Source organism: Bradyrhizobium sp. LB8.2 (genome assembly GCF_040548035.1).
Taxonomy (GTDB): Bacteria; Pseudomonadota; Alphaproteobacteria; order Rhizobiales; family Xanthobacteraceae; genus Bradyrhizobium.
This window is the reverse complement of the sequence record NZ_JBEPQV010000009.1, coordinates 211,421-232,103: the sequence shown is the minus strand read 5'-3', so window position 1 is coordinate 232,103 and position 20,683 is coordinate 211,421. Positions and strand designations below refer to the sequence as shown.

At 64.3% G+C, this 20,683-nt stretch carries 22 protein-coding genes; 13 read left to right on the top strand and 9 right to left on the bottom strand.

Translation table 11 applies throughout. The features are described 5' to 3' along the window. Positions 1–139 precede the first annotated feature (139 nt). Positions 140–532 (bottom strand): hypothetical protein, encoded by a 393-nt coding sequence (locus ABIB06_RS14510; RefSeq protein ID WP_354125595.1) that lies wholly within the window; start codon positions 530–532, stop codon positions 140–142. Between the two features lie 274 nt (positions 533–806). Between ABIB06_RS14510 and rpmI the strand changes: the two genes are divergently transcribed. Next, complete coding sequence (gene rpmI, locus ABIB06_RS14505) at positions 807–1,007, top strand: 50S ribosomal protein L35 (protein ID WP_027535561.1); 201 nt, start codon at positions 807–809, stop codon at positions 1,005–1,007. 80 nt (positions 1,008–1,087) lie between these two features. Further along, the gene (rplT, locus tag ABIB06_RS14500; protein WP_247352688.1) at positions 1,088–1,447 is read left to right on the top strand and encodes a 50S ribosomal protein L20; all 360 of its coding nucleotides are present in this window, start codon (positions 1,088–1,090) and stop codon (positions 1,445–1,447) included. A 9-nt stretch (positions 1,448–1,456) separates the two neighbouring features. On the opposite strand, the gene ABIB06_RS14495 is transcribed toward rplT, so the two are convergent. Further along, positions 1,457–1,870 (bottom strand): hypothetical protein, encoded by a 414-nt coding sequence (locus tag ABIB06_RS14495; protein ID WP_354048857.1) that lies wholly within the window; start codon positions 1,868–1,870, stop codon positions 1,457–1,459. 150 nt (positions 1,871–2,020) lie between these two features. Here ABIB06_RS14495 and pheS point away from each other — a divergent pair, with 150 nt between their 5' ends. From pheS to ABIB06_RS14475, 4 genes are all read left to right on the top strand, one after another. After that, entirely contained in the window at positions 2,021–3,103 is a 1,083-nt protein-coding gene (pheS, locus tag ABIB06_RS14490) for a phenylalanine--tRNA ligase subunit alpha (RefSeq protein ID WP_247443099.1), read from the top strand. A gap of 215 nt (positions 3,104–3,318) precedes the next feature. Continuing rightward, positions 3,319–3,765, top strand: a complete 447-nt coding sequence (locus ABIB06_RS14485) for an endonuclease domain-containing protein (protein ID WP_354048854.1) — start codon at positions 3,319–3,321, stop codon at positions 3,763–3,765. Then, entirely contained in the window at positions 3,762–6,170 is a 2,409-nt protein-coding gene (gene pheT / locus ABIB06_RS14480; protein WP_354048853.1) for a phenylalanine--tRNA ligase subunit beta, read from the top strand. The genes ABIB06_RS14485 and pheT overlap by 4 nt, the downstream gene beginning before the upstream one ends. 55 nt (positions 6,171–6,225) lie before the next feature. Beyond that, positions 6,226–6,996 carry a sulfite exporter TauE/SafE family protein gene (locus ABIB06_RS14475; RefSeq protein ID WP_354048851.1) on the top strand — a complete coding sequence of 257 codons (771 nt, stop codon included), beginning with the start codon at positions 6,226–6,228 and terminating at the stop codon, positions 6,994–6,996. Here the strand turns inward: ABIB06_RS14475 and ABIB06_RS14470 are convergent. Then, complete coding sequence (locus ABIB06_RS14470) at positions 6,993–8,390, bottom strand: flavin monoamine oxidase family protein (protein ID WP_354048849.1); 1,398 nt, start codon at positions 8,388–8,390, stop codon at positions 6,993–6,995. The genes ABIB06_RS14475 and ABIB06_RS14470 overlap by 4 nt on opposite strands. Positions 8,391–8,582: 192 nt before the next feature. Between ABIB06_RS14470 and ABIB06_RS14465 the strand changes: the two genes are divergently transcribed. Further along, positions 8,583–9,557: a YiiX/YebB-like N1pC/P60 family cysteine hydrolase gene (locus ABIB06_RS14465; RefSeq protein ID WP_354048848.1), complete on the top strand. Its 975-nt coding sequence runs from the start codon at positions 8,583–8,585 to the stop codon at positions 9,555–9,557. A gap of 141 nt (positions 9,558–9,698) precedes the next feature. On the opposite strand, the gene ABIB06_RS14460 is transcribed toward ABIB06_RS14465, so the two are convergent. Beyond that, positions 9,699–9,974 (bottom strand): metal-sensitive transcriptional regulator, encoded by a 276-nt coding sequence (locus ABIB06_RS14460; protein ID WP_007598521.1) that lies wholly within the window; start codon positions 9,972–9,974, stop codon positions 9,699–9,701. A 50-nt stretch (positions 9,975–10,024) separates the two neighbouring features. Here ABIB06_RS14460 and ABIB06_RS14455 point away from each other — a divergent pair, with 50 nt between their 5' ends. From ABIB06_RS14455 to ABIB06_RS14445, 3 genes are all read left to right on the top strand, one after another. Further along, entirely contained in the window at positions 10,025–12,460 is a 2,436-nt protein-coding gene (locus ABIB06_RS14455; protein WP_354048845.1) for a heavy metal translocating P-type ATPase, read from the top strand. A gap of 52 nt (positions 12,461–12,512) precedes the next feature. Further along, the gene (gene nikR / locus ABIB06_RS14450) at positions 12,513–12,959 is read left to right on the top strand and encodes a nickel-responsive transcriptional regulator NikR (protein WP_247352672.1); all 447 of its coding nucleotides are present in this window, start codon (positions 12,513–12,515) and stop codon (positions 12,957–12,959) included. A 144-nt stretch (positions 12,960–13,103) separates the two neighbouring features. Next, the gene (locus ABIB06_RS14445) at positions 13,104–13,643 is read left to right on the top strand and encodes an MFS transporter (RefSeq protein WP_354068834.1); all 540 of its coding nucleotides are present in this window, start codon (positions 13,104–13,106) and stop codon (positions 13,641–13,643) included. 128 nt (positions 13,644–13,771) lie between these two features. Here the strand turns inward: ABIB06_RS14445 and ABIB06_RS14440 are convergent, their stop codons facing one another. Both ABIB06_RS14440 and ABIB06_RS14435 read right to left on the bottom strand, forming a co-directional pair. Continuing rightward, complete coding sequence (locus tag ABIB06_RS14440) at positions 13,772–15,415, bottom strand: S53 family peptidase (protein WP_354048528.1); 1,644 nt, start codon at positions 15,413–15,415, stop codon at positions 13,772–13,774. 248 nt (positions 15,416–15,663) lie between these two features. Beyond that, positions 15,664–16,044: a hypothetical protein gene (locus ABIB06_RS14435; RefSeq protein ID WP_354048526.1), complete on the bottom strand. Its 381-nt coding sequence runs from the start codon at positions 16,042–16,044 to the stop codon at positions 15,664–15,666. Between the two features lie 396 nt (positions 16,045–16,440). Here ABIB06_RS14435 and ABIB06_RS14430 point away from each other — a divergent pair, with 396 nt between their 5' ends. Continuing rightward, positions 16,441–17,181 carry a sulfate transporter family protein gene (locus tag ABIB06_RS14430; RefSeq protein WP_247448273.1) on the top strand — a complete coding sequence of 247 codons (741 nt, stop codon included), beginning with the start codon at positions 16,441–16,443 and terminating at the stop codon, positions 17,179–17,181. A gap of 172 nt (positions 17,182–17,353) precedes the next feature. Here the strand turns inward: ABIB06_RS14430 and ABIB06_RS14425 are convergent, their stop codons facing one another. Beyond that, a complete protein-coding gene (locus ABIB06_RS14425; protein ID WP_354048524.1) occupies positions 17,354–17,533 on the bottom strand; it encodes a hypothetical protein in 180 nt (59 codons plus the stop codon). 41 nt (positions 17,534–17,574) lie between these two features. Then, positions 17,575–18,327: an endonuclease III gene (gene nth, locus ABIB06_RS14420; protein WP_354048522.1), complete on the bottom strand. Its 753-nt coding sequence runs from the start codon at positions 18,325–18,327 to the stop codon at positions 17,575–17,577. 22 nt (positions 18,328–18,349) lie between these two features. On the opposite strand from nth, the gene ABIB06_RS14415 reads away from it, so the two are divergent. Both ABIB06_RS14415 and ABIB06_RS14410 read left to right on the top strand, forming a co-directional pair. Continuing rightward, the gene (locus tag ABIB06_RS14415) at positions 18,350–18,883 is read left to right on the top strand and encodes a DUF2244 domain-containing protein (protein WP_354048520.1); all 534 of its coding nucleotides are present in this window, start codon (positions 18,350–18,352) and stop codon (positions 18,881–18,883) included. Positions 18,884–18,939: 56 nt separating this feature from the next. After that, on the top strand, positions 18,940–19,836 hold the full coding sequence (locus ABIB06_RS14410) for a methylated-DNA--[protein]-cysteine S-methyltransferase (RefSeq protein WP_247352659.1): 897 nt from the start codon (positions 18,940–18,942) through the stop codon (positions 19,834–19,836). A 193-nt stretch (positions 19,837–20,029) separates the two neighbouring features. Here the strand turns inward: ABIB06_RS14410 and ABIB06_RS14405 are convergent, their stop codons facing one another. After that, complete coding sequence (locus ABIB06_RS14405) at positions 20,030–20,653, bottom strand: 2,3-bisphosphoglycerate-dependent phosphoglycerate mutase (protein ID WP_354048518.1); 624 nt, start codon at positions 20,651–20,653, stop codon at positions 20,030–20,032. Positions 20,654–20,683: the final 30 nt, after the last annotated feature.

Below are 20,683 nucleotides of genomic sequence, written 5' to 3'. Positions count from 1 at the left end.
ACCGTAATCCATCCCAGACATCGCTCGCTCCCGCGAATCATCACTCAACTCACGGAATCAGCAATCAAATTCCTCCGCAATATGTGTGAATTCGATAGCACTTGCGGGAGAGGGAGCGCACCGTCCTCTTGGGCGATAATTACGTCCTTGTCGCCTGCCAGGTGCCGCTGCAGCGGTCGCCGGAGACGATGCCGTGCCAGGAGCCGGCGCCGGCCATGCCGGCAAGCCGGCCGCCGCCGCTGGCATGGGACGCCCCGATCGAGACCCGGACTGCAACGGAGCCGCCGCGATTGACCTTGCCGGAGACCCGGCCACCGCCGGCGGACAACACCCGACCGCCGGCGACGGTAAAGGGAACGCTGTAGCCGGAGCTGCAATTGCCGCGGGTGGTGGCGAAAGTGACGTTCCAGACGCCGTCATAGCCGCGTGCGTCGGCGGTCGAGGGAAGCGCAGTCGTGGCGAGCACGGCCAACAGCGCCAGGCGGCGCGGACGAGCGAAATCAGTCAAAAGCGATTGGGAAAAATGGGACATTTTGGTCCTGCTCCGCGCGACATGTCTTGGACATGAGGATAGCAATTACGGATAGTCGCCAGGTAAGTTCCACGCGTTCACCGTTGCCAATTGGCTTGTCCTCTGTCATAAGCCCAGCCTTCATCGCCCGGCTGATTAAGGGCTGCCGCGGCGGTGTCCGTGCGGGTTTCGCGCTAGTTCGCAAAAACCTGAGCACAATCAACGCTCTAACGAGCATTTTAGACGGCCAGCCGCCTTCACGGGCGGCATTCTGTTGTGGCCATAGGAGAGCAAAATGCCCAAGCTGAAGACCAAATCGGGCGCCAAAAAGCGCTTCAAGGTGACTGCCACCGGCAAAGTGATGTTCGCCCATCGCGGCAAGCGTCACGGCATGATCAAGCGGACGAAGAAGCAGATCCGTCAGCTCCGCGGCACCAGCGTGCTGTTCAAGACCGACGGCGACAACGTCAAGAAGTACTTCTTGCCGAACGCCTGATCGCGTCCACGATCATTGCCACCAGCGCTGCACCTCTCGCGGCGATCCGAAAACCAAGTCATCTCTGAAGGAAATTTGTCATGGCTCGCGTCAAACGCGGTGTGACCGCCCACGCCAAGCACAAGAAAGTCTACAAGGCCGCCAAGGGTTTCCGCGGCCGCCGCAAGAACACCATCCGTACTGCCAAGCCGGCGGTCGACAAGGCCATGCAGTACGCCTTCCGTGACCGCAAGCGCAAGAAGCGGACGTTCCGTGCGCTTTGGATCCAGCGCATCAACGCTGCCGTCCGTCCGTTCGGCCTGACCTACAGCCGTTTTATCGACGGCATGGCCAAGTCCGGGATCACCGTGGACCGCAAGGTGCTGTCGGATCTCGCGATCAACGAGCCCGCGTCGTTCCAGGCGATCGCCGAGAAGGCCAAAGCTGCTCTCGCGGCCTAAGAGGCCGCGCTAGCGGGCTTTCGAGCCCGCAGCCTTCAGCGCGCGTTGCGAGTAACGCTGGGCGATCTCCGCCCGGCAGAATGCCGTAAACGACAGATACATGGTGCCGGATTTATTCCGGTACTTTCGGTCGCAAACACGCATCTCGCGTTGGTAGGCCTGTTTCCGCACCATGTTGAGGCCGGGCATGAACTCCGCCTCGCATTTCTTCTCGACGGCGGCACCGAGCTGGACATCGCCGCTCGCTGTCAACTGGCAATCCTGAAACACCTTCATCGCGCTTTTGCAGCCCTTCTGGGCACCGATGGTGTCGACGACCTCGTCCAGCGTCATGGATTTCTCCATGCAGACCATGGCGCGCGCCGGGGTGCCGGCAACAGAGAGCGCGACGGCCAGAACAGCCAGACCGGATCTTGAGAGCATCGCGAAAGCCTCCTCATATCCCCTTGGTGCCAAGCCCCTGCGCGAGGTTCAACCCAGCCGTTCGTCAGCCCGAAATGACCGGCTTTTCGCTTGACGTTACGGCCTTCGGGCGGCGACAACCCAGCCGAATTTGGCAGCAGGGATTTGACCGTGTCCGACCTCGCAACGCTCGAAACATCCATCCTCGACCAGATCGCCGCCGCCGGAGACGAGGCCGCCCTCGAGGCGGTGCGCGTCGCAGCCCTCGGCAAGAAAGGTTCGATCTCGGCGCTTCTTGCCACGCTCGGAAAAATGTCGCCGGACGAGCGCAAGACGCAAGGCGCTGCGATCAACCAGGCCAAGGACAAGGTCACCGATGCCCTCGCCGCGCGGCGCGACGTTTTGAAATCGGCGGCTCTCGACGCGCGGCTCGCTTCGGAAACGATCGACGTCACCCTGCCGCTGCGCGACGCGCCGACTGAAGCCGGCCGCATTCATCCGCTCAGCCAGGTCTGGGACGAGCTGACCACGATCTTTGCCGACATGGGATTCTCGGTCGCCGAAGGTCCTGACATCGAGACCGACGACTACAACTTCACCAAGCTGAATTTTCCCGAAGGCCATCCCGCGCGCGAGATGCACGACACGTTCTTCTTCCATCCGAAGGAGGATGGCTCGCGCATGCTGTTGCGCACACACACCTCGCCGGTGCAGGTGCGCACCATGCTGAGTGAGAAGCCGCCGATCCGCGTGATCTGCCCGGGCCGCACCTATCGCATCGATTCGGATGCGACCCACACGCCGCAATTCCACCAGGTCGAAGGCCTCGTCATCGACAAGCACTCGCATCTCGGCCACCTCAAATGGATCCTGCACGAGTTCTGCAAGGCGTTCTTCGAGGTCGATCACATCAACATGCGCTTCCGGCCCTCGTTCTTCCCGTTCACCGAGCCGTCGCTGGAAGTCGACATCCAGTGCCGCCGCGACAAGGGCGAGATCCGCTTCGGCGAGGGCGAAGACTGGCTGGAGATTCTCGGCTGCGGCATGGTGCATCCGAACGTGCTGCGCGCCTGCGGCATCGATCCCGACGAGTACCAGGGCTTTGCCTGGGGCATGGGCATCGACCGCATCGCCATGCTGAAATACGGCATCGCCGATCTGCGCCAGCTGTTCGACAACGACGTCCGCTGGCTGTCCCATTACGGCTTCAAACCACTGGAAGTGCCGACCCTCGCGGGAGGGCTGAGCTCGTGATGGCACTACTCAGCCATACGATGACTCGCTCCGTTCCCTGTGCGGAGACAGCCCTCTCCCTGACCCTCCCCCGCAAGCGGGGGAGGGAATCGATGGAGCGAGCGCGTGGCGTTTGCCCCCTGGGTACCAATGCTCTGTCCGCTCGACAGCTCGAACTCCCTCCCCCGCCTGCGGGGGAGGGTTGGGGTGAGGGTTTCTCCGCAATGGGGCTGCCAATGGTCGATCCTGAATATCCGGATTGGAAAGTGCCGGCCCGCCTGCGAGCTAATGCACGCGCGCTCAGACGCAACTCGACCGATGCGGAGCGCGTCCTCTGGTCGGAGCTGCGCGCCGGCCGATTGAACGGCATGGTTTTCCGTCGCCAAGTGCCGATCGAGCACTACGTCGCCGACTTCATCTGCCATGCGGCCAAGCTCGTCATCGAACTCGATGGCGGCCAGCACTTCTCGGAGCAAGGTGAGCGCGCCGATGCACGGCGGTCTGCCGTGATCGAAGCGGGAGGCTTCAAGGTGCTCCGTTTCAGCAACCTCGACGTCATGACCAATCGTGCTGGCGTTCTCGAAACAATTGCTACCGCCGTTACGGAGAGAGCCCCCACCCCAGCCCTCCTCCGCAAGCGGGAGAGGGAGCAGACCGCCTCCGTGGAGAAAAAGCAGCCATGAAATTCACCCTCTCCTGGCTGAAGGAACATCTCGACACCGACGAGCCGCTGGAAAAGCTCGCCGAGAAGCTCACCATGATCGGGCTCGAGGTCGAGAACATCGAGGACAAGGCGAAGGCGCTCAAGCCGTTCACCATCGCGAAGGTGATTTCCGCCGAGCAGCATCCGAACGCGGATCGGCTGCGCGTCTGTATGGTCGACACCGGTGACGGTGGCGCACCCGTGCAGGTCGTGTGCGGCGCGCCGAATGCGCGGACGGGTCTCGTCAGCGTGTTCTCGCCGCCCGGGACCTACATTCCCGGCAAGGACATCACGCTGGGCGTCGGCATCATCCGCGGTGTCGAAAGCCGCGGCATGCTGTGCTCGGCGGCCGAGCTGCAGATCTCCAACGACCATGACGGCATCATGGAACTACCGGCCGACGCGCCGATCGGCGCTGCTTACGCCGCATGGGCCGGCCTCGGCGATCCCGTGGTCGAGATCAATCTGACGCCGAACCGGCAGGACTGCACCGGCGTGCACGGCATCGCGCGCGATCTTGCCGCCGCCGACATGGGCAAGTTCAAAGACCCCACCATCAAGCCGATCAAGGGCGAATTCCCGTGTCCGGTGAAGGTCACGGTCGAAGACGCCGCACTGTGCCCGGGCTTTGCGCTTCGTCTCATGCGCGGCGTCAAGAACGGCCCGTCGCCGGAATGGCTGCAGAAGCGCCTGACCGCGATTGGCCTGCGTCCGATCAACGCGCTGGTCGATATCACCAACTTCATGACTTACGACCGCGCACGGCCGCTGCACGTGTTCGACGCCAAGAAAGTGAAGGGCAATCTCGTGGTGCGCCGCGCCCGTGACGGCGAGACGCTGCACGCGCTCGACGGCCGCAGCTACAATCTCGATCCCGCGATTTGCGTGATTGCGGACGAGCACGGCGTCGAATCGCTGGCCGGCATCATGGGCGGCGAGGCCTCGGGCTGCGACGAGACCACTACCGATGTGCTGATCGAATCGGCGCTGTGGAACGAGATCAACATCGCCCAGACCGGCCGCAAGCTCGCCATCAATTCGGATGCGCGCTACCGCTTCGAGCGCGGCGTCGACCCGGCCTTCATGGTCCCCGGGCTGGAGCTCGCGACCAAGCTGGTGATGGAGATGTGCGGCGGCACGCCGTCGGAGAACGTCGTGGTCGGCAAGACCTTCGGCGATGACCGCGTGATCGATTTTCCGGTTACCGAGGTGAAGCGGCTCTCGGGCATCGAGGTGCCCATGCCGGAGATGAAGCGAATCCTGGCCCATCTCGGTTTCATGATGGCGGGCCCAGGACCCGTCGTGAAGGTCGCTGTGCCGTCGTGGCGCACCGACGTGCACGGCAAGGCCGACATTGTCGAGGAAGTCGTCCGCATCTTCGGCGTCGACAAGGTGCCGATGACGCCGTTCGAGCGCGGCGAGGACGCACGCAAATCCGTGCTGACCTCGCTCCAGCTCCGCACCCGTCGCGCGCGGCGCGCGCTGGCGAGCCGCGGCATCATCGAAGCGGTGACCTGGTCTTTCATCACCAAGTCTGCGGCAAAACTGTTCGGCGGCGGCCAGCGCGAACTCGAGGTCGCCAACCCGATCGCGGCGGACCTCTCCGACATGCGCCCGACGCTGTTGGCGGGCCTGATCGGGGCGGCGCAGGCCAATGCCGATCGCGGCTTTGGCGATGTCGCGCTGTTCGAGGTGGGGCAGGTGTTCAAGGGCGATCGCCCGCAGGATCAATTCACGGCGGCAAGCGGCGTCCGCCGCGGCTTTGCGTCGTCGCAAGGCCTGGGACGGCATTGGTCGGGTTCGGCGCAGGCTGAATTGTTCGACGCCAAGGCCGATGCGCTTGCGGTGCTGGCTGCTGCCGGCGCACCGATGCAGGCACTTCAGATCGTCGCGGGCGGCCCGTCCTGGCTGCATCCCGGGCGCTCCGGCACGATCCAGATCGGGCCGCAGAACGTGCTGGGCTATTTCGGCGAGATGCATCCGCGCGCGCTCGAGGCGCTCGGTGCCGGCGGCCCGCTGATGGTGTTCGAGGTGATCCTCGACCGTGTCCCCGAGGCGAAGAAGAAGCCGACCCGCGCCAAGCCCGTGATCGAGCTGTCGGCCTTCCAGCCGGTTTCGCGCGATTTCGCCTTCATCGTCGACCGCACCGTAAGGGGCGGCGACATCGTGCGCGCGGCCCAGAGCGTCGACAAGAACCTGATCACCGGCGTGAACGTGTTCGACGTCTACGAAGGCAAGGGCATCGACGACGGCAAGAAGTCGATCGCGATCGCGGTGACGATCCAGCCGCGCGAGAAGACGCTGACCGACCAGGAGATCGAGGCCGTCGGCGCGAAAATCGTGGCGGAGGTGACGAAGAAGACCGGCGGCGCTTTGAGAGCATGATGCCGGAAGGTGTGAAGCGGTATTCGGACAACGTCATGCTCCAGCAGCGAAGAGCATGAGTCTCACTGACTTTCTTCCGAAGGACGTCAGCCTCACCATTGCGATGGCGCTCTGCGCCGTCGCTTTCGTTTCGGGCACCGCGCGCGGCTTCTCCGGCTTCGGCTCGGCGCTGATCTTCATGCCGCTGGCGAGCAGCATCGCGGCGCCGCGTCTCGTTGCCGCGCTGCTCCTCGTGATCGATTTTGTCGCGGCCGCGCCGCTGCTGCCCGACGCCTGGCGCAAGGCGGATCGCAAGGCCACCGCGGTGATCGTGCTCGGCGCACTGGTCGGCGTACCCGTCGGCACTTATTTCCTCAGCGTGCTCGAGCCCGTCACGACGCGCTGGATCATCTCCTGCTTCGTCGCCGCGCTGTTGCTTCTGCTGCTGTCGGGCTGGCGCTATCGCGGCAAGGACCACGCCTGGCTCTCGATCGGCATCGGCAGCCTCTCCGGGTTCTGCAGCGGCCTCGCACAGACCGGCGGCCCGCCGATCGTCGGCTACTGGCTCGGCCGCCCGGTCGCATCGATCGTCGCGCGCGCCAACATCTTGCTGTTTTTTGGCGCATCGGATTTTTTCTCGATGGTCAGCTATGCGACCACAGGACTGATCTCGCGCGAATCGCTCGTGCTCTCGCTGATCGTCGGTCCGGTCTATGCGATCGGCGTCGCCTTCGGCGCCTCGCTGTTCGGTCGTGCCAGCGAGAAAGTGTTCCGCGCGATTTGCTACGGGCTGATCGCGACAGCGGTGATCGCCGGGCTGCCCGTGTTAGACGGCATACTGCGCTAGTTGCCCTGCCGTCGCGGCGCACGCCGCCTCTTCGTCGACTGCGTCGGGACATCGCTCGGCTCATCCTTCAGCGCCCCGATCTTGCGTAGTGCCGCGTCCGCGGCGCGCTCGCCGCTTTCCCAGGCGCCGTCGACGGTGCCCCAGAGGGACTCGTGCGTGGCTTCGCCGGCGAGGAACAGGTTGCCGATCGGCTCGGCCAAAATCTTTCGCGAAAGCTGACCGCCGGGCGAGGCCGCCGACATCGCACCCAACACGAAAGGCGAGGCGTTCCAGCGCGTCGCGCTGGCTTTCTGCACGGCGGCCGCGACTTCGCTGCCGAACAGTTTTGTGATCCATTCCCTGGCGAAGGCCGTCATCGCCTTCTCGCCCTGCTCGGAGAGATCGCGGCCGAACGAGCCGCCGACATCGATCGAGCACAGCGGGGAGCCGCCGATATTGGCGAACATCAGCGCCGTGCGCGTCGAGTTGCTCTGTTCGATCAGGATGTCGTCGCGCGACAGGCCCAACGGGTTACCCGGCAGTTGCAGCACGATATGATCGTAGCTTCCGAGGGTGAGCTTCGAGGCGGCGTCGAGCGTGCGCTTGGGAATGTCAGGCCCGAACTTGATCGCACCCGAGGTCAGCACATTGGTCGAGACCGTGATGATGGCGGCGCGTGCGGCAATCCTGCCGGCCTGCGTCTCCACACTGACGTCGCGATTGCTCCAGACGATGCGGCTCGCCGGCGTCGACAGCGCGACCGGCGCCTGCTCACCGAGCCTGGTGATCAGAGTTCCCAGGCCCTGGCGGCAGGCGATCGCGGCGTTGCGATCCTGCGCGCGCGCCTTGTCGATCGCCGAAAGCTCCCTCAGGTCCTTGCCGGCGAAGCTTGCGCCCAGCATGAACTCGGCCGCGCCGGCCCAGTCGCCGAGATCCTTCGGCAGCACGGAGGCGCAGGCGGTATCGAGCTTTCCGCGCCCGGCCTCGTCGATGGCGCGGTTGGCGCGCACCAGCGCCGCCAGGAATTCTTCGGTCTCGCCGGCACGTGCGTTGCGGCGGCCGATGCGCATCTTCTGGCCCGATGGCGCCGGCAGCACGTCGAGCCCGGCACTGCGCGCAAGCCGGATCATCGGATTGGTGTCGGGATTGTGCATCCAGCGCGCGCCGCGATCGAACGGCGTGTCGAAGGTCGTCGTGTCGGTGATGCAGCGCCCGCCGATCTTGCCTGCAGCTTCCACCACCACGACCTTGCGATTGGCCGCCATGATGCGCCGCGCTGCGGCAATTCCGGCCGCGCCCGCGCCGATCACGACAATGTCAGCCTCGCGCGGCAGGGTCGCCGCGGTTGCGCGCAGGACCGGCATCGCGGCAAGGCCCGCCGACGCCGATAGGAAGCTGCGGCGCGTGATTGTCATGTCATGGTTTCCGGAGACTTGCGGCAAACGGGAACAGCTAGCGAACCTTGCCGCATCCGATGTTGCACGGCAACTATCATGGTGAATCAATCGTGCTTGACCTCACAGAGCTATGAACCGAATTGCAAGACGTTTCGACCATGATAGAGAAGAGAAAAAGGCGGCCGGAAAAGGCCGTGGGGAGAGTTCGACATGGGGACGGTCCTAGACTCAGCCGGCAAGCTTATTGCCGCGTACCTCTCGAAGGAGGTGCCGGGCTATGAGCCGTTCACGCCGAGCGACCCGGAGCATCTGCGCGGCGTCATCGAGCCCGGCGACGTGCTGCTGGTCGAGGGCAACAACCGCATTTCCGGCATCATCAAATATCTGACGCAGTCGACCTGGTCGCATGCCGCACTCTATGTCGGCCCGATCGAGGGCGCCGAGGAACCCGACGGCGAGCCCCACGTGCTGATCGAGGCCAATATCGGCGAGGGCGTCACCTCCGCGCCGCTTTCGAAATATTTCCCCTATCACACCCGGGTCTGCCGCCCGGTCGGGCTGTCCTATGAGGACCGCACCACGGTCTGCCGCTATGCGATCAACCGCATCGGCTTCGGCTACGACACCAAGAACATCGTCGACCTGATGCGCTTTCTGTTTCCGCTGCCGATCCCGCAGCGCTGGCGACGCCGCATGATCTCGATCGGCTCGGGCGATCCCACCAAGATCATCTGCTCGGCGCTGATCGCGCAGGCCTTCGACGCCGTGCGCTATCCGATCCTGCCCAAGATCACCAAGGCCGGCAGTCGTGCTGCCCGCCGCGAGATCCTGCATATTCGCGATTCCTCGCTCTACATGCCCCGCGACTTCGACATCTCGCCCTATTTCGAAGTCGTCAAACCCACCATCGTGCACGGTTTCGACTACACCGCCCTGCACTGGGCCGACAAGCAGAAGCCGCTCGAGGAGGTAGCCGGCACCTTCAGTGTCTTTCCAGAAACGCTCAGTGCGCCGCCGCTCGTTCCTGAAGCGATTGACAAAGAGGCGCCGGATCAAATTCCGGCTGAGCAAGTGATGCGTGAGGCGGTTGCGGAAATGACCGTCGCCTTCTCCGATCATTTTGTGCTGCTGAACGAGCTCGCAAGGTACCGCGCACGCGGACGGGCGCAGGAGATGGCGGCGTAGAAACGTCCGCCGTCGTGCCCGGCGATTGGGGTGGTGCTCGCCTCCCTCAACGCCGTCATTGCGAGCGAAGCGAAGCAATCCAGACTGTCACCGCGGTGGGATTCTGGATTGCTTCGCTTCGCTCGCAATGACGGTGGAAACCTAGCGCTCCGCCCGCCCGATCACCGCCATCAGCTCCGCGATCTTCTCGCGCTGGTCGGCCTTGTCGCCGCTCGCGATCGCATGCTCGACGCAATGGGCGACGTGGTCCTTCAAAACCTCTTCCTCGACCCGGCGCAGCGCGGCTCGCACCGCTGAGATCTGCGTGACGATGTCGATGCAGTAGCGGTCCTCCTCGACCATTTTCGAGAGGCCGCGAACCTGACCTTCGATCCGGCCGAGACGTTTTCCGACGGATGCCTTGATGTCCTTGCGCATGGTGGCTATATACCCCCCCAGGGTATAAGTTGCAAGGCCGGAGCATGGCAATGAACGACGCCGAACACGGGCACCACCCCAAGCCGGAAACACATTCCGGATGCAGCTGTTCCAGCAAAGCGGCGCCGGCCGCCCAGCCCGCGGCTTCCTCCTGCTGCGGCGATCACGACCACGGCGCCGCCGCGACAAGAGTCCACGATCCCGTCTGCGGCATGACGGTCGATCCCGCGACCTCAAAGCACCGGTTCGCCCATCACGGCGAGACTTTCCATTTCTGCTCGGCCGGCTGCCGGACCAAATTCGCCGCCGATCCCGCAAAATATCTTGCCAAGAGGAACGAAGAGCAGAAGACACCCGAGCCCGAGATGCCCGTGGGCACGATCTACACCTGCCCGATGCATCCGGACGTACGCCAGGTCGGACCGGGAAGCTGCCCGATCTGCGGCATGGCGCTGGAGCCGGAGGTCGCAAGCCTCGACAGCGGTCCCAACCCCGAGCTCGCCGACATGACGCGGCGGTTCTGGATCGGCGGTGCGCTGGCGCTGCCGGCAGTGGTGCTGGAGATGGGCGGCCATCTCGCGGGCCCGCATAACTGGATCGATCCGACGCTGTCGAACTGGATCCAGCTCGTTTTCGCCACGCCCGTAGTGCTGTGGGCGGGCTGGCCGTTCTTCCTGCGCGGCTGGCAGTCGCTGCTAACGCGCAACCTCAACATGTTCACGCTGATCGCGATGGGCACGGGCGTCGCCTATGTCTACAGCCTGATCGGCACCATCGCGCCGCAGATCTTCCCCGCGACCTTCCGCGGCCATGGCGGCGCGGTCGCCGTCTATTTCGAAGCGGCTGCTGTGATCACCGTGCTGGTGCTGCTCGGCCAGGTGCTGGAGCTGCGCGCCCGCGACGCGACGTCCGGCGCGATCAAGGCGCTGTTGCAGCTCGCCCCGAAGACCGCGCGCCGCGTCGATCCCGACGGCGGCGAACACGAGCTCGAGATCGATACGCTCCATGCCGGCGATCGTCTCCGCGTTCGTCCCGGCGAGAAGGTGCCCGTCGACGGCACCATCCTCGAGGGCCGTTCTTCGCTCGACGAGTCGCTCGTGACGGGCGAATCCATGCCGGTCACCAAGGAGAGCGGCGCAAAAGTCATCGCCGGTACGCTCAACCAGTCGGGCAGCTTCATCATGCGCGCCGACAAGGTCGGGCGCGAGACGCTGCTGTCGCAGATCGTGCAGATGGTTGCCGACGCGCAGCGCTCGCGCGCGCCGATCCAGCGGCTGGCCGACCAGGTCGCGGGCTGGTTCGTGCCGACGGTGATCGCCGTCGCGCTCGCAGCCTTCGCCGCCTGGGCCTGGTTCGGGCCGGAGCCGCGGCTTGCCTTCGGGCTCGTTGCCGCCGTCAGCGTGCTGATCATCGCCTGCCCCTGCGCGCTCGGGCTCGCCACCCCGATGTCGATCATGGTCGGCGTCGGACGCGGTGCGCAGGCAGGCGTGCTGATCAAGAACGCCGAGGCGCTCGAGCGGATGGAGAAGATCGACACATTGGTGGTCGACAAGACCGGCACGCTGACCGAGGGCAAGCCGAAGGTGGTCGCGATCGTGGCGGCCGCCGGTTTTGCTGAAGATGACATCCTGCGCCTTGCGGCCAGCGTCGAGCGCGCCAGCGAGCATCCCTTGGCCGACGCGATCATGCGCGCGGCGAAGGACAAGCAGCTCGCACTGGGCCAGGTCGAGCAATTCGATTCGCCGACGGGCAAGGGCGCGACCGGCGAGGTCGACGGCAAGACCATCGTGCTCGGCAATGCCAAATATCTGACGTCGATCGGCATCGACACCAAAGCGCTTGATACCGAGGCCGAACGGCTGCGCGGCGACGGCGCAACCGTGATCAACATGGCCGTCGATGGGCGGCTTGCCGGCCTGTTCGCGATCGCCGATCCGGTCAAGGCTTCCACCCCAGAGGCGCTGACGGCATTGGCAGCCGAAGGCATCAAGGTCATCATGCTGACCGGCGACAATCGCACAACGGCGGAAGCGGTGGCACGCCGGCTCGGCATTGCCGAGGTCGAGGCCGAGGTGCTGCCGGATCAGAAGAGCGCGGTGGTGACAAAGTTGCAAAAGGCCGGCCACCGCGTCGCGATGGCCGGTGACGGCGTCAACGACGCGCCGGCGTTGGCGGCTGCCGAAGTCGGCATTGCCATGGGCACCGGCACCGACGTGGCGATGGAGAGCGCCGGCGTCACCCTTCTCAAGGGCGATCTCACCGGCATCGTCCGTGCGCGAAAGTTGTCGCAGGCGACCATGAGCAACATCCGGCAAAACCTGTTCTTTGCCTTCATCTACAATGCCGCGGGCATTCCGATCGCGGCCGGCATCCTCTATCCGGCGTTCGGCGTGTTGCTGTCGCCGATCATCGCCGCGGCCGCGATGGCGCTGTCCTCGGTGAGCGTCGTTGGAAATGCGTTGCGGCTGAGGGCAACGCAGCTGTGAGCCTCGCCAAATCCGTGTAAAACGGCATCGAGCGGCGCGAGGGGGCATTTTCATGCAGCGAATTACGATCACGATCGAGGACGATCTGCTGGCGGAGATCGACGCGGCGGCGGAAGCGCGCGGCTATCAGAACCGGTCCGAGATGATTCGCGATCTCGCCCGCGCCGGCCTGCAACAAAGCAGCGAAAACACCGCACAGACCGGCCCCTGCGTCGCAGGCCTCGTCTATGTCTACGACCACGCCGCCCGCGATCTCTCAAAACGCCTGGTGCAGGAATTCCACGGCCATCACGACCTCGCGCTGGCGACGCTGCATGTCCATCTCGACGACAACAATTGCATGGAGATGACGGCGCTTCGCGGCGATGCCGGCGAGGTCAGACATTTCGCCGACCACATCATCGCCGAACGCGGCGTCCGCTACGGCCGCGTGGTGATGATCCCGACGGGTGAAGGCAAGCAAGCGAAAGCGCGCAAGCACGGGCACCGGCATGAGTAGGAGCTATCCTCTCGTGCCCCGGACGCAGCGCAGCACAGAGTGATGCGCTGCTGAGCCGGGGCCCATCTCACCGCTAGCGCAAGCTACTGGGTCCCGGCTCTGCGTCGCGTCATTTCATGCCGCGCCGCGTCCGGGACACTCTTCATGGTGTTCAAACTCTGCCAGGCCTTCGGCTTCTACGGCTTCGCCAATTGGGTGCCGACGCTGCTGGTCGAGAAAGGCATCAACGTCACCAAGAGCCTGCAATATGCTTTCATCGTCGCCTTCGCCTATCCGATCGCGCCGCTGCTGGCTTCGAGCTTCGCCGACAGGTTCGAACGGCGATGGATCATCGCGGGGGCGTGCGCCGCCATCTTCGGCATGGCGTTCGCCCGGCTGACCGAGCCTGCGCTGCTGATCATCTGCGGCGTGCTGCTGACAGCTTGCAACATGACGATGTCCTACGCCTACCACGCCTATCAGACCGAGGTGTTCCCGACCCAGGTCCGCGCGCGTGCCTCCGGCCTCGTCCATTCGATGAGCCGGCTGAGCACGACGTTCTCAGGCTTTATCGTCGCCTACATGCTGAAGGAAGCCGGCGTCACCGGCGTGTTCGGCCTGATCACCACGGCGATGCTGATCGTGGTGGTCGCCATGACGCTGTTCGGCCCGAACGTGCGCGGCAAGCCGCTCGATGTGGTGTAGTTCGTCATTGCGAGCGTAGCGAAGCAATCCAGGCTGCCTCTGCGGAGCGATTCTGGATTGCTTCGCTGCGCTCGCAATGACGGAAGAGAGACCCTCTCCCCGCAACAACGGGGAGAAGGAGAAAATCATCACACCGCCAGCAAATTCTGCAACGCCTCACCGTCGGGGACGCCGAGACCGCAACAGGGATCCCAGCCGGGGCCGGCCTTGTACATGCCGTGCAGGTCGCCGGTGATGTCGTTGTTGCCGGCCGTGATGTCGCGGAACACGCCTTGCGCGTGCGAGGCGTAAATCAGCGGGTTGATAAAGCCGACGGTCTTGCCGAATTTCTTCATCGTCGCCTCGTTGATGCGGGCGATCAATCCGGCCATCAGCGGCGCCACCGCGCTGGTGCCGCCGATCGTGGTGCCGACGCCGTTGAGGAAGATCTGATAGCCGGTCGCGGGGTCGGCATCGCCGGCGACGTCAGGGACGCCGCGTCCGCTCCGATGCACCGGCGATTTCGGCACGTGCGCGTGGGCCTGGTATTTCGGCTGCGCGAACATGACGCTGACGCCGCCACCGCCCGCGCCGCCCCGCGGCCCGCCATTCCAGACCACCTCGTTGATGTGGCCGTTCGGTGCCTTGAGATTGGTGCCGCCGCAGGCGAGCGCGAAGGGACTCGAGGCCGGGAAGTCTGCGTGGGGCTTGCCGTCCCAATCCTGGCCCATGTCGGCCGAGCCGTTGTCGCCGGAGGCGACGCAGACGGTGACGCCCATCGCCGCGGCATCGCGGATCGCCTCGTTGAGGCCGTCGACGAATTGCTGCGAGCCCTCCTGGTCTTCCGGTCCGCCCCAGCTGATCGAGATCACCGAGGGCTTTCGCGCAGTGTCATGAACAGCGGCCTTCACCGCATCGATGAAGCCGTTGGTGGTGTTGGGGGCGAAATAGACCACGATCTTGGCGCCCGGCGCGATCGCGCCGGCGACCTCGATGTCGAGCACGACCTCGCCGTCGGCCTCGGAATGGCCGGGCTTGTTGGCGCCGCCGTCGACGCTCACGGGCGCGATCTTCGGCATCGGGATGCCCGCCTTCTTGAAGAAGGCGCGCAGGTCGGAGGACTTGTAGCCGGCCCCCGTGGGATGACCCTTCTGATCGATGTCGTTGAGCTCGATGATGGCGATGCACTGGTCGGCGCCGGTCTCGCCGCCGGGGAAATTGTAGAGCTGGGCGATCTGCTCCACCGAGAAACTGCCGCCCTGTGCCGCCCTCGCGCTCGCGCCCTTGTTCGGCAACTTGCGCCGGAAATGCGGCTGCGCCACCGGCCGGTTGTCGAGCCCGTGCACGCCGACCACGATCCCCTCAAGCTCGGCCGGGATCTGCACGTTGCCCTTGCGCATGCGATAGGTCGCGCCGTCGTGCTTCACTTTGTTGAGCTTGACGCCGAAGGCCGCGCTCATCGCCTTCACCGTGCCGGTCAGCTTTACCGTACGAGACGCCAGATGCACGCTCTTGACGTTTAGATCGTGATGGTGCGCGAAATCGTCGATCTTGGCGACATCGGTGGGGTCGGCTCCCATCTCTGCACCGAACTCGGCACGCGAGAGATATTTTCGCTCGCGCGGCGGTTGCGCACCCAACGCCATCACCTGCTCGTCGTCCGAGCGCTTGGCACGCAGGCGGACGCTGACCTCGATTTCCTGCTTGGGATCGGCCGCACCGACGTGCTTGGCGCCCTTCGGCAACTTCCGTGCGCTGTTCTCCAACGCGACACGCTTGGTCAGGCTTGCCATGACTTCCTCCGTTTGTGATGGAAGGCGGATTGTCGCACCTCAACTATAGGTGTAATCTCAAGGTCGGATTGGTTCAGGTATTGAGCAATATTTTTTCAAAAGACCTCTTGTTTGTCAGGGCAGAACCTCGACAGCCTTACATCGGCGCTGAATCGGTCAGCGGTCACGACCCGTTGACGCTAAGGAGTACGATTTAAGATTGCAGGCACCGGGTCACCGGGCCGGCAACAGAAGACGTTTGTCAAAAATCAATTGGCGGAGACAATGCGATGCTGGCTGACCGTAAATGGGTCGAGCGAAATCTTGGTTTCGATCCGATTACGACGCCGCCGCCGCGCGAGCCCTTCACGGTCAAACGCGTGGCGGATGCCGCGGTGAAGAAGACAGCGAACGAACATCGGCGTCTGGCGCCAGATCATCACCAAAGTGCAGCCGACGCTCGTCATCACGACAGGCACGGCCGGCGGCATCGGCAAGGAATTCGAGGTCGGCGACGTCGTCGTCTCACCGATCGTGCGTTTCGGCTGCCTGTCGAAGTTCAAGAAACAGCCCTTCGCGCAGGAGCACTTTTCCAGCAGGTCCGCCGTGACGACTTCTTCGGCTTCGACACCTCGGACGACCACTTCCATCTCCAGGGGATCGGCGACGTCTCCGACCCGCAGATCAAGGCCGAGGCACCTTGAAGCAGCAGGAGCAGGTCGCCGCCCAGATCTACAAGGGTTTTGGTCGATGGAGCGCGGTCTGTAGCGGGATCACCTGCTGGGCCAGTATCGCGGCGGAGCCTTAAGCCGCTGCAGTCGGATTACGTCGTAGAAGCCCCTCATGGTGAGGAGCGCGAAGCGCGTCTCGAACCATGAAGGCCCCGCCGCTAGCTTCGGGCCTCTATCCTTCGAGACGCTTGCTACGCAAGCTCCTCGGGATGAGGGGCGAGGGTGCCTATGACGCGGTCAGAGTCAGTCGGCCTCCCTTGCCGAACGAGCCTCCTGTGTCTACCTCTCGCGGGTGGTTTCGCGAGAGGTACTCCCATGCTGGATGCCGCCGTAAAGGCGCTGTCGCAAATGATGTCGCCGGCGATGCGCTCGATCCTGTGGCGGTCGATCGGCGTCGCGCTGGTGCTGATCATCGTGCTCGCGATCGGCTTGCAGCGGCTGCTGAGCTGGTTTGCGACCTATGGCGAGGTCTGGCTGGAAGGCCTGCTCGGTCCGGGCTGGCACTCATCGCTCGAGGTACTGTCCTGGATCGTCTCGATCGCTGCCGGGCTCGGCGTTGTGTTCGGCGGCCTATTCCTGATGCCCGCGATCACCTCGCTGGTGGCGAGCCTGTTCGTCGACGACGTCGCCGACATCGTCGAGCGAGAGCACTATCCGGCCGAGCGACCGGGTTCGGCGCTGCCATTCAGCCAGGCGATCTACGAGGGCGTCAAGACCGCACTGCTGACGATCCTTGTCTATTTGATCGCGTTGCCGCTGGTGCTTTTCGCCGGCGCCGGTTTCCTGGTCTTCTTCCTCGCCGCCGCCTGGCTGCTCGGTCGCGAATATTTCGAGCTCGCCGCGATGCGCTTCCGCTCGCCGGAGGAAGCCAAGGCGATGCGGCGCGACAACGCCGCCACCATCTTTACCGCAGGCCTGTTCATCGCGGCCTTCGTCTCGATCCCGATCGTCAATCTGGCGACGCCGATCTTCGGCATGGCCTTCATGGTCCACATGCACAAGCGGCTGTCAGGCCCGCGGCCCGAGCTGATCGAGCCGGCGCGGCAGATGCGGTGACGGGACGCTCCCTCTCCCGCTTGCGGGAGAGGGTCGGGGAGAGGGTGTCTCCGCAATGGGACAATTCCCCAGAGGAGAGAACCCTCACCCGGCACTTCGTGCCGACCTCTCCCGCAAGCGGGAGAGGTGACCAACCCCGTCGCGCGATCGAACGAACCAACCATCATCGCATTCACGCGACCTTCATCCCGCATTTGCGCAACAGCATTTTGGCGAAGCCGAGTGCGATGATCACCGCGAACAGCGGGATCGCGAGCCGGCTCCACAGCGAGCTCGCCGGTGGCTGCGTGGGCTTGGGTGGTGGGGTCGGTGCCGCGGCAGGCGATGACGCGATCTGGCCTTGCTGACTCACGACTTCACCCCAAACCGCCTTATGACCGCGTAATTCCTCGCTCAGACCGTCTTTTCCGGCCATCGGCAGAGATCGTTGATCAGGCACACCTCGCAGCGCGGCTTGCGCGCGAGGCAAGTATAGCGGCCGTGCAGGATCAGCCAATGATGGGCGTGGAGCATGAATTCGGCCGGGATCACCTTTTCGAGACCAAGCTCAACCTCCAGCGGCGTCTTGCCGGGCGCAAGTTCCGTCCGATTACCGACGCGGAAGACATGCGTATCGACCGCCATGGTGTGCTCGCCGAAGGCCATGTTGAGCACGACGTTGGCAGTTTTCCGCCCGGCTCCCGGCAGCGACTCGATCTCGGCCCGCGTGCACGGCACCTCGCCGCCGAACTCGCTGAGCACCTTTGCCGACAGCGCGATGACGTTCCTGGCCTTGGTGCGGTAGAGACCGATGGTCTTGATGTACTCGCGCAGGCGTTCTTCGCCGAGATCGAGCATCTTCTGCGGCGTGTCGGCGATCTCGAACAATGCACGCGTTGCCTTGTTGACGCCGGCATCGGTTGCCTGCGCCGACAGCACCACTGCGACCAGCAGCGTGAACGGATTGACGTGCTCGAGCTCGCCTTTCGGCTCCGGGTTGGCTTTGCGGAAACGGCTGAAAACCTCGTGGACCTCAGCCGGCGTCCAGGGTTTTGTCGCCTTGAGCGACTCTTTTGCGGGGGCCTTTGGCTTCGCGACGACCGCTTTCGCCTTTTTCTTCGGCACGGGCGCTTTGCGCGGGACCGGCTTGCGGGTGATTTTCGCCATGATCGGGATATACTGAGGGACGATGAGCACAGGCAACGAAATTGAGCCCGAACGATCTGAAAGCGAGGCCGAGCCTCAGATCTTTTCCGCGCGGCTGACGCCGCACCGCTCGCTGAACCGCACCGGCTTCCTTGCCGTGATGCTGTTTCTGAGCGCTGTCAGCTTCGTCACCGGCCTCGTCTTCCTGATGATGGGCGCGTGGCCGGTGTTTGGCTTCTTCGGCCTGGACGTGCTGGTGATCTGGTGGGCCTTCAAGGCCAATTTCCGCGCGGCGCGGGTCAGCGAGGAGATCGTGGTCACGCCATCTGAATTGCGCGTGCGGCGTGTCAGCCAACGCGGCCAGGTCCTCGAGTGGACCTTCAATCCGCTCTGGGTCCGGCTCGACGTGGAAATCGACGAGGATTTTGGCATCGAGCATCTCTATCTGATCTCGCGAGGCCACCAGATCCAGATCGCCCGCTTTCTGGGACCGAACGAAAAGGCAAGTTTTTACAAAGGCTTGGTTGAAGCATTAAATGCCGCCAAGCGCGGCCCGACCTACAATCCGGTCACCTGATTTGCGGATCGGAAATCGGGTGGTTTCGCACCCCGCGCTCTCCTACATTTGTGGTCATGATGACACTCGCGATACATGACCAACGCCTGGCCGGGCCGGGTTCCCAGAACGCCGCGATGCGCGACTATGATTCCGTGCGCCGGGCGATCGCCTTCATCTCCGAAAACTGGCGCGCACAGCCGACCATCGAGGCGATGGCGGATGCGGCCGGCGTCACGCCGGACGAGCTGCACCATTTGTTCCGCCGCTGGGCCTCGATCACGCCGAAGGCTTTTATGCAGGCGCTCACCCTCGATCACGCCAAGGGCCTGCTGCGCGATTCCGCGAGCATCCTCGACGCGGCGCTCGATTCGGGCCTGTCGGGTCCGGGCCGGCTGCACGATCTCTTCGTCACCCATGAGGCGATGTCGCCGGGCGAATGGAAGAACGGCGGCGCGGGGCTCATCTTGCGCTACGGTTTCCATCACTCGCCGTTCGGCACCGCGATCGTGATCGCGACCGACCGCGGCCTCTCCGGCCTCGCCTTCGCCGATCACGGCGAAGAGAAGGTCGCGCTCGCCGATATGACCCGGCGCTGGCGGAACGCGACCTATGTCGAGGATCACGAAGGCACCGCGCCGCTGGCGCAGCGCATCTTCGACACAAAGCTGTGGCGGCCGGATCAACCGCTGCGCGTGGTGATGATCGGCACCGATTTCGAGGTACGGGTGTGGGAGACGCTGCTGAAAATCCCGATGGGCCGCGCGGTGTCTTATTCGGACATCGCCTGCAACATCAACAGCCCGAAGGCCTCACGCGCCGTTGGTGCTGCGGTCGGCAAGAACCCCGTTTCCTTCGTCGTGCCCTGCCACCGCGCACTCGGCAAGAGCGGCACGCTCACCGGCTACCACTGGGGCATCACCCGCAAGCAGGCGATGCTGGGCTGGGAAGCCGGGCAGTTGGGGATGCAGTAGATCATTTGCAAACTGCCTCCACATCGTCGTCCTGGCGAAAGCCAGGACCCATTACCCCAGGGAGGTGTTGTAGCGCGAAATGCTAACCACGAATCTTTGCAAACTATGACGGCCGGTGGTTATGGGTCCTGGCTTTCGCCAGGACGACACCGATTGTGCGGCGCCGACCTCGCCCCACCTCACGCAATCTGGCTCAGCCCGCCAGATCCAGCTTCGACGCCACGGTCGAATCTGCATTGAGCCGATAGATGATCGGCACACCCGTCGCGAGCTCGCGCTTCAAAATGCCTTCGGGCGAGAGCTTTTCCAGCACCATGATGAGCGCGCGCAGCGAATTGCCGTGAGCGGCAACCAAAGTGCGCTTGCCGTTGAGCACGCCCGGCAGAATCTCCTGCACGTAATAAGGCAGCGCCCGCGCGAGGGTGTCCTTCAGGCTTTCGCCACCGGGCGGCGGCACGTCGTAGGAGCGGCGCCAGATCAGCACCTGGTCCTCGCCCCATTTCTTGCGCGCGTCGTCCTTGTTGAGGCCGGAGAGATCGCCATAGTCGCGCTCGTTCAGCGCGAGGTCCTTCGCCGTCGGCAGGCCCTTCTGGTCGAGCTCGCCGAGAATGAGATCGAGCGTGTGCTGTGCGCGCGTCAACACCGAGGTGTAGGCGACATCGAACACAAGGCCCTGCGCTTTCAGCTTGCGGCCGGCTTCGGTTGCCTCCTTCGCGCCGAGCTCGGTGAGGTCGGGATCCTTCCAGCCCGTGAACAGGTTCTTCAGATTCCATTCGCTCTGGCCGTGCCGCACCAGCACGAGAAGACGTTCGCTCATTGACTGCTTTCCGTTCCGGTTATTGTTTTG

Bases quoted from the DNA above. Each gene is read 5' to 3' on its own strand.
- ABIB06_RS14475 (WP_354048851.1), top strand. From the start codon at position 6,226: ATGAGTCTCACTGACTTTCTTCCGAAGGACGTCAGCCTCACCATTGCG.
- ABIB06_RS14440 (WP_354048528.1), bottom strand. From the start codon at position 15,415: ATGGCAAGCCTGACCAAGCGTGTCGCGTTGGAGAACAGCGCACGGAAG.
- nth (WP_354048522.1), bottom strand. From the start codon at position 18,327: ATGGCGAAAATCACCCGCAAGCCGGTCCCGCGCAAAGCGCCCGTGCCG.
- ABIB06_RS14465 (WP_354048848.1), top strand. From the start codon at position 8,583: ATGGGGACGGTCCTAGACTCAGCCGGCAAGCTTATTGCCGCGTACCTC.
- ABIB06_RS14495 (WP_354048857.1), bottom strand. From the start codon at position 1,870: ATGCTCTCAAGATCCGGTCTGGCTGTTCTGGCCGTCGCGCTCTCTGTT.
- pheT (WP_354048853.1), top strand. From the start codon at position 3,762: ATGAAATTCACCCTCTCCTGGCTGAAGGAACATCTCGACACCGACGAG.
- rpmI (WP_027535561.1), top strand. From the start codon at position 807: ATGCCCAAGCTGAAGACCAAATCGGGCGCCAAAAAGCGCTTCAAGGTG.
- ABIB06_RS14485 (WP_354048854.1), top strand. From the start codon at position 3,319: ATGGTCGATCCTGAATATCCGGATTGGAAAGTGCCGGCCCGCCTGCGA.
- ABIB06_RS14415 (WP_354048520.1), top strand. From the start codon at position 18,350: ATGAGCACAGGCAACGAAATTGAGCCCGAACGATCTGAAAGCGAGGCC.
- ABIB06_RS14455 (WP_354048845.1), top strand. From the start codon at position 10,025: ATGAACGACGCCGAACACGGGCACCACCCCAAGCCGGAAACACATTCC.
- ABIB06_RS14405 (WP_354048518.1), bottom strand. From the start codon at position 20,653: ATGAGCGAACGTCTTCTCGTGCTGGTGCGGCACGGCCAGAGCGAATGG.
- ABIB06_RS14510 (WP_354125595.1), bottom strand. From the start codon at position 532: ATGTCCCATTTTTCCCAATCGCTTTTGACTGATTTCGCTCGTCCGCGC.
- ABIB06_RS14445 (WP_354068834.1), top strand. From the start codon at position 13,104: ATGGTGTTCAAACTCTGCCAGGCCTTCGGCTTCTACGGCTTCGCCAAT.
- ABIB06_RS14430 (WP_247448273.1), top strand. From the start codon at position 16,441: ATGCTGGATGCCGCCGTAAAGGCGCTGTCGCAAATGATGTCGCCGGCG.
- rplT (WP_247352688.1), top strand. From the start codon at position 1,088: ATGGCTCGCGTCAAACGCGGTGTGACCGCCCACGCCAAGCACAAGAAA.
- ABIB06_RS14410 (WP_247352659.1), top strand. From the start codon at position 18,940: ATGATGACACTCGCGATACATGACCAACGCCTGGCCGGGCCGGGTTCC.
- nikR (WP_247352672.1), top strand. From the start codon at position 12,513: ATGCAGCGAATTACGATCACGATCGAGGACGATCTGCTGGCGGAGATC.
- ABIB06_RS14435 (WP_354048526.1), bottom strand. From the start codon at position 16,044: ATGGAAGTGGTCGTCCGAGGTGTCGAAGCCGAAGAAGTCGTCACGGCG.
- ABIB06_RS14470 (WP_354048849.1), bottom strand. From the start codon at position 8,390: ATGACAATCACGCGCCGCAGCTTCCTATCGGCGTCGGCGGGCCTTGCC.
- ABIB06_RS14460 (WP_007598521.1), bottom strand. From the start codon at position 9,974: ATGCGCAAGGACATCAAGGCATCCGTCGGAAAACGTCTCGGCCGGATC.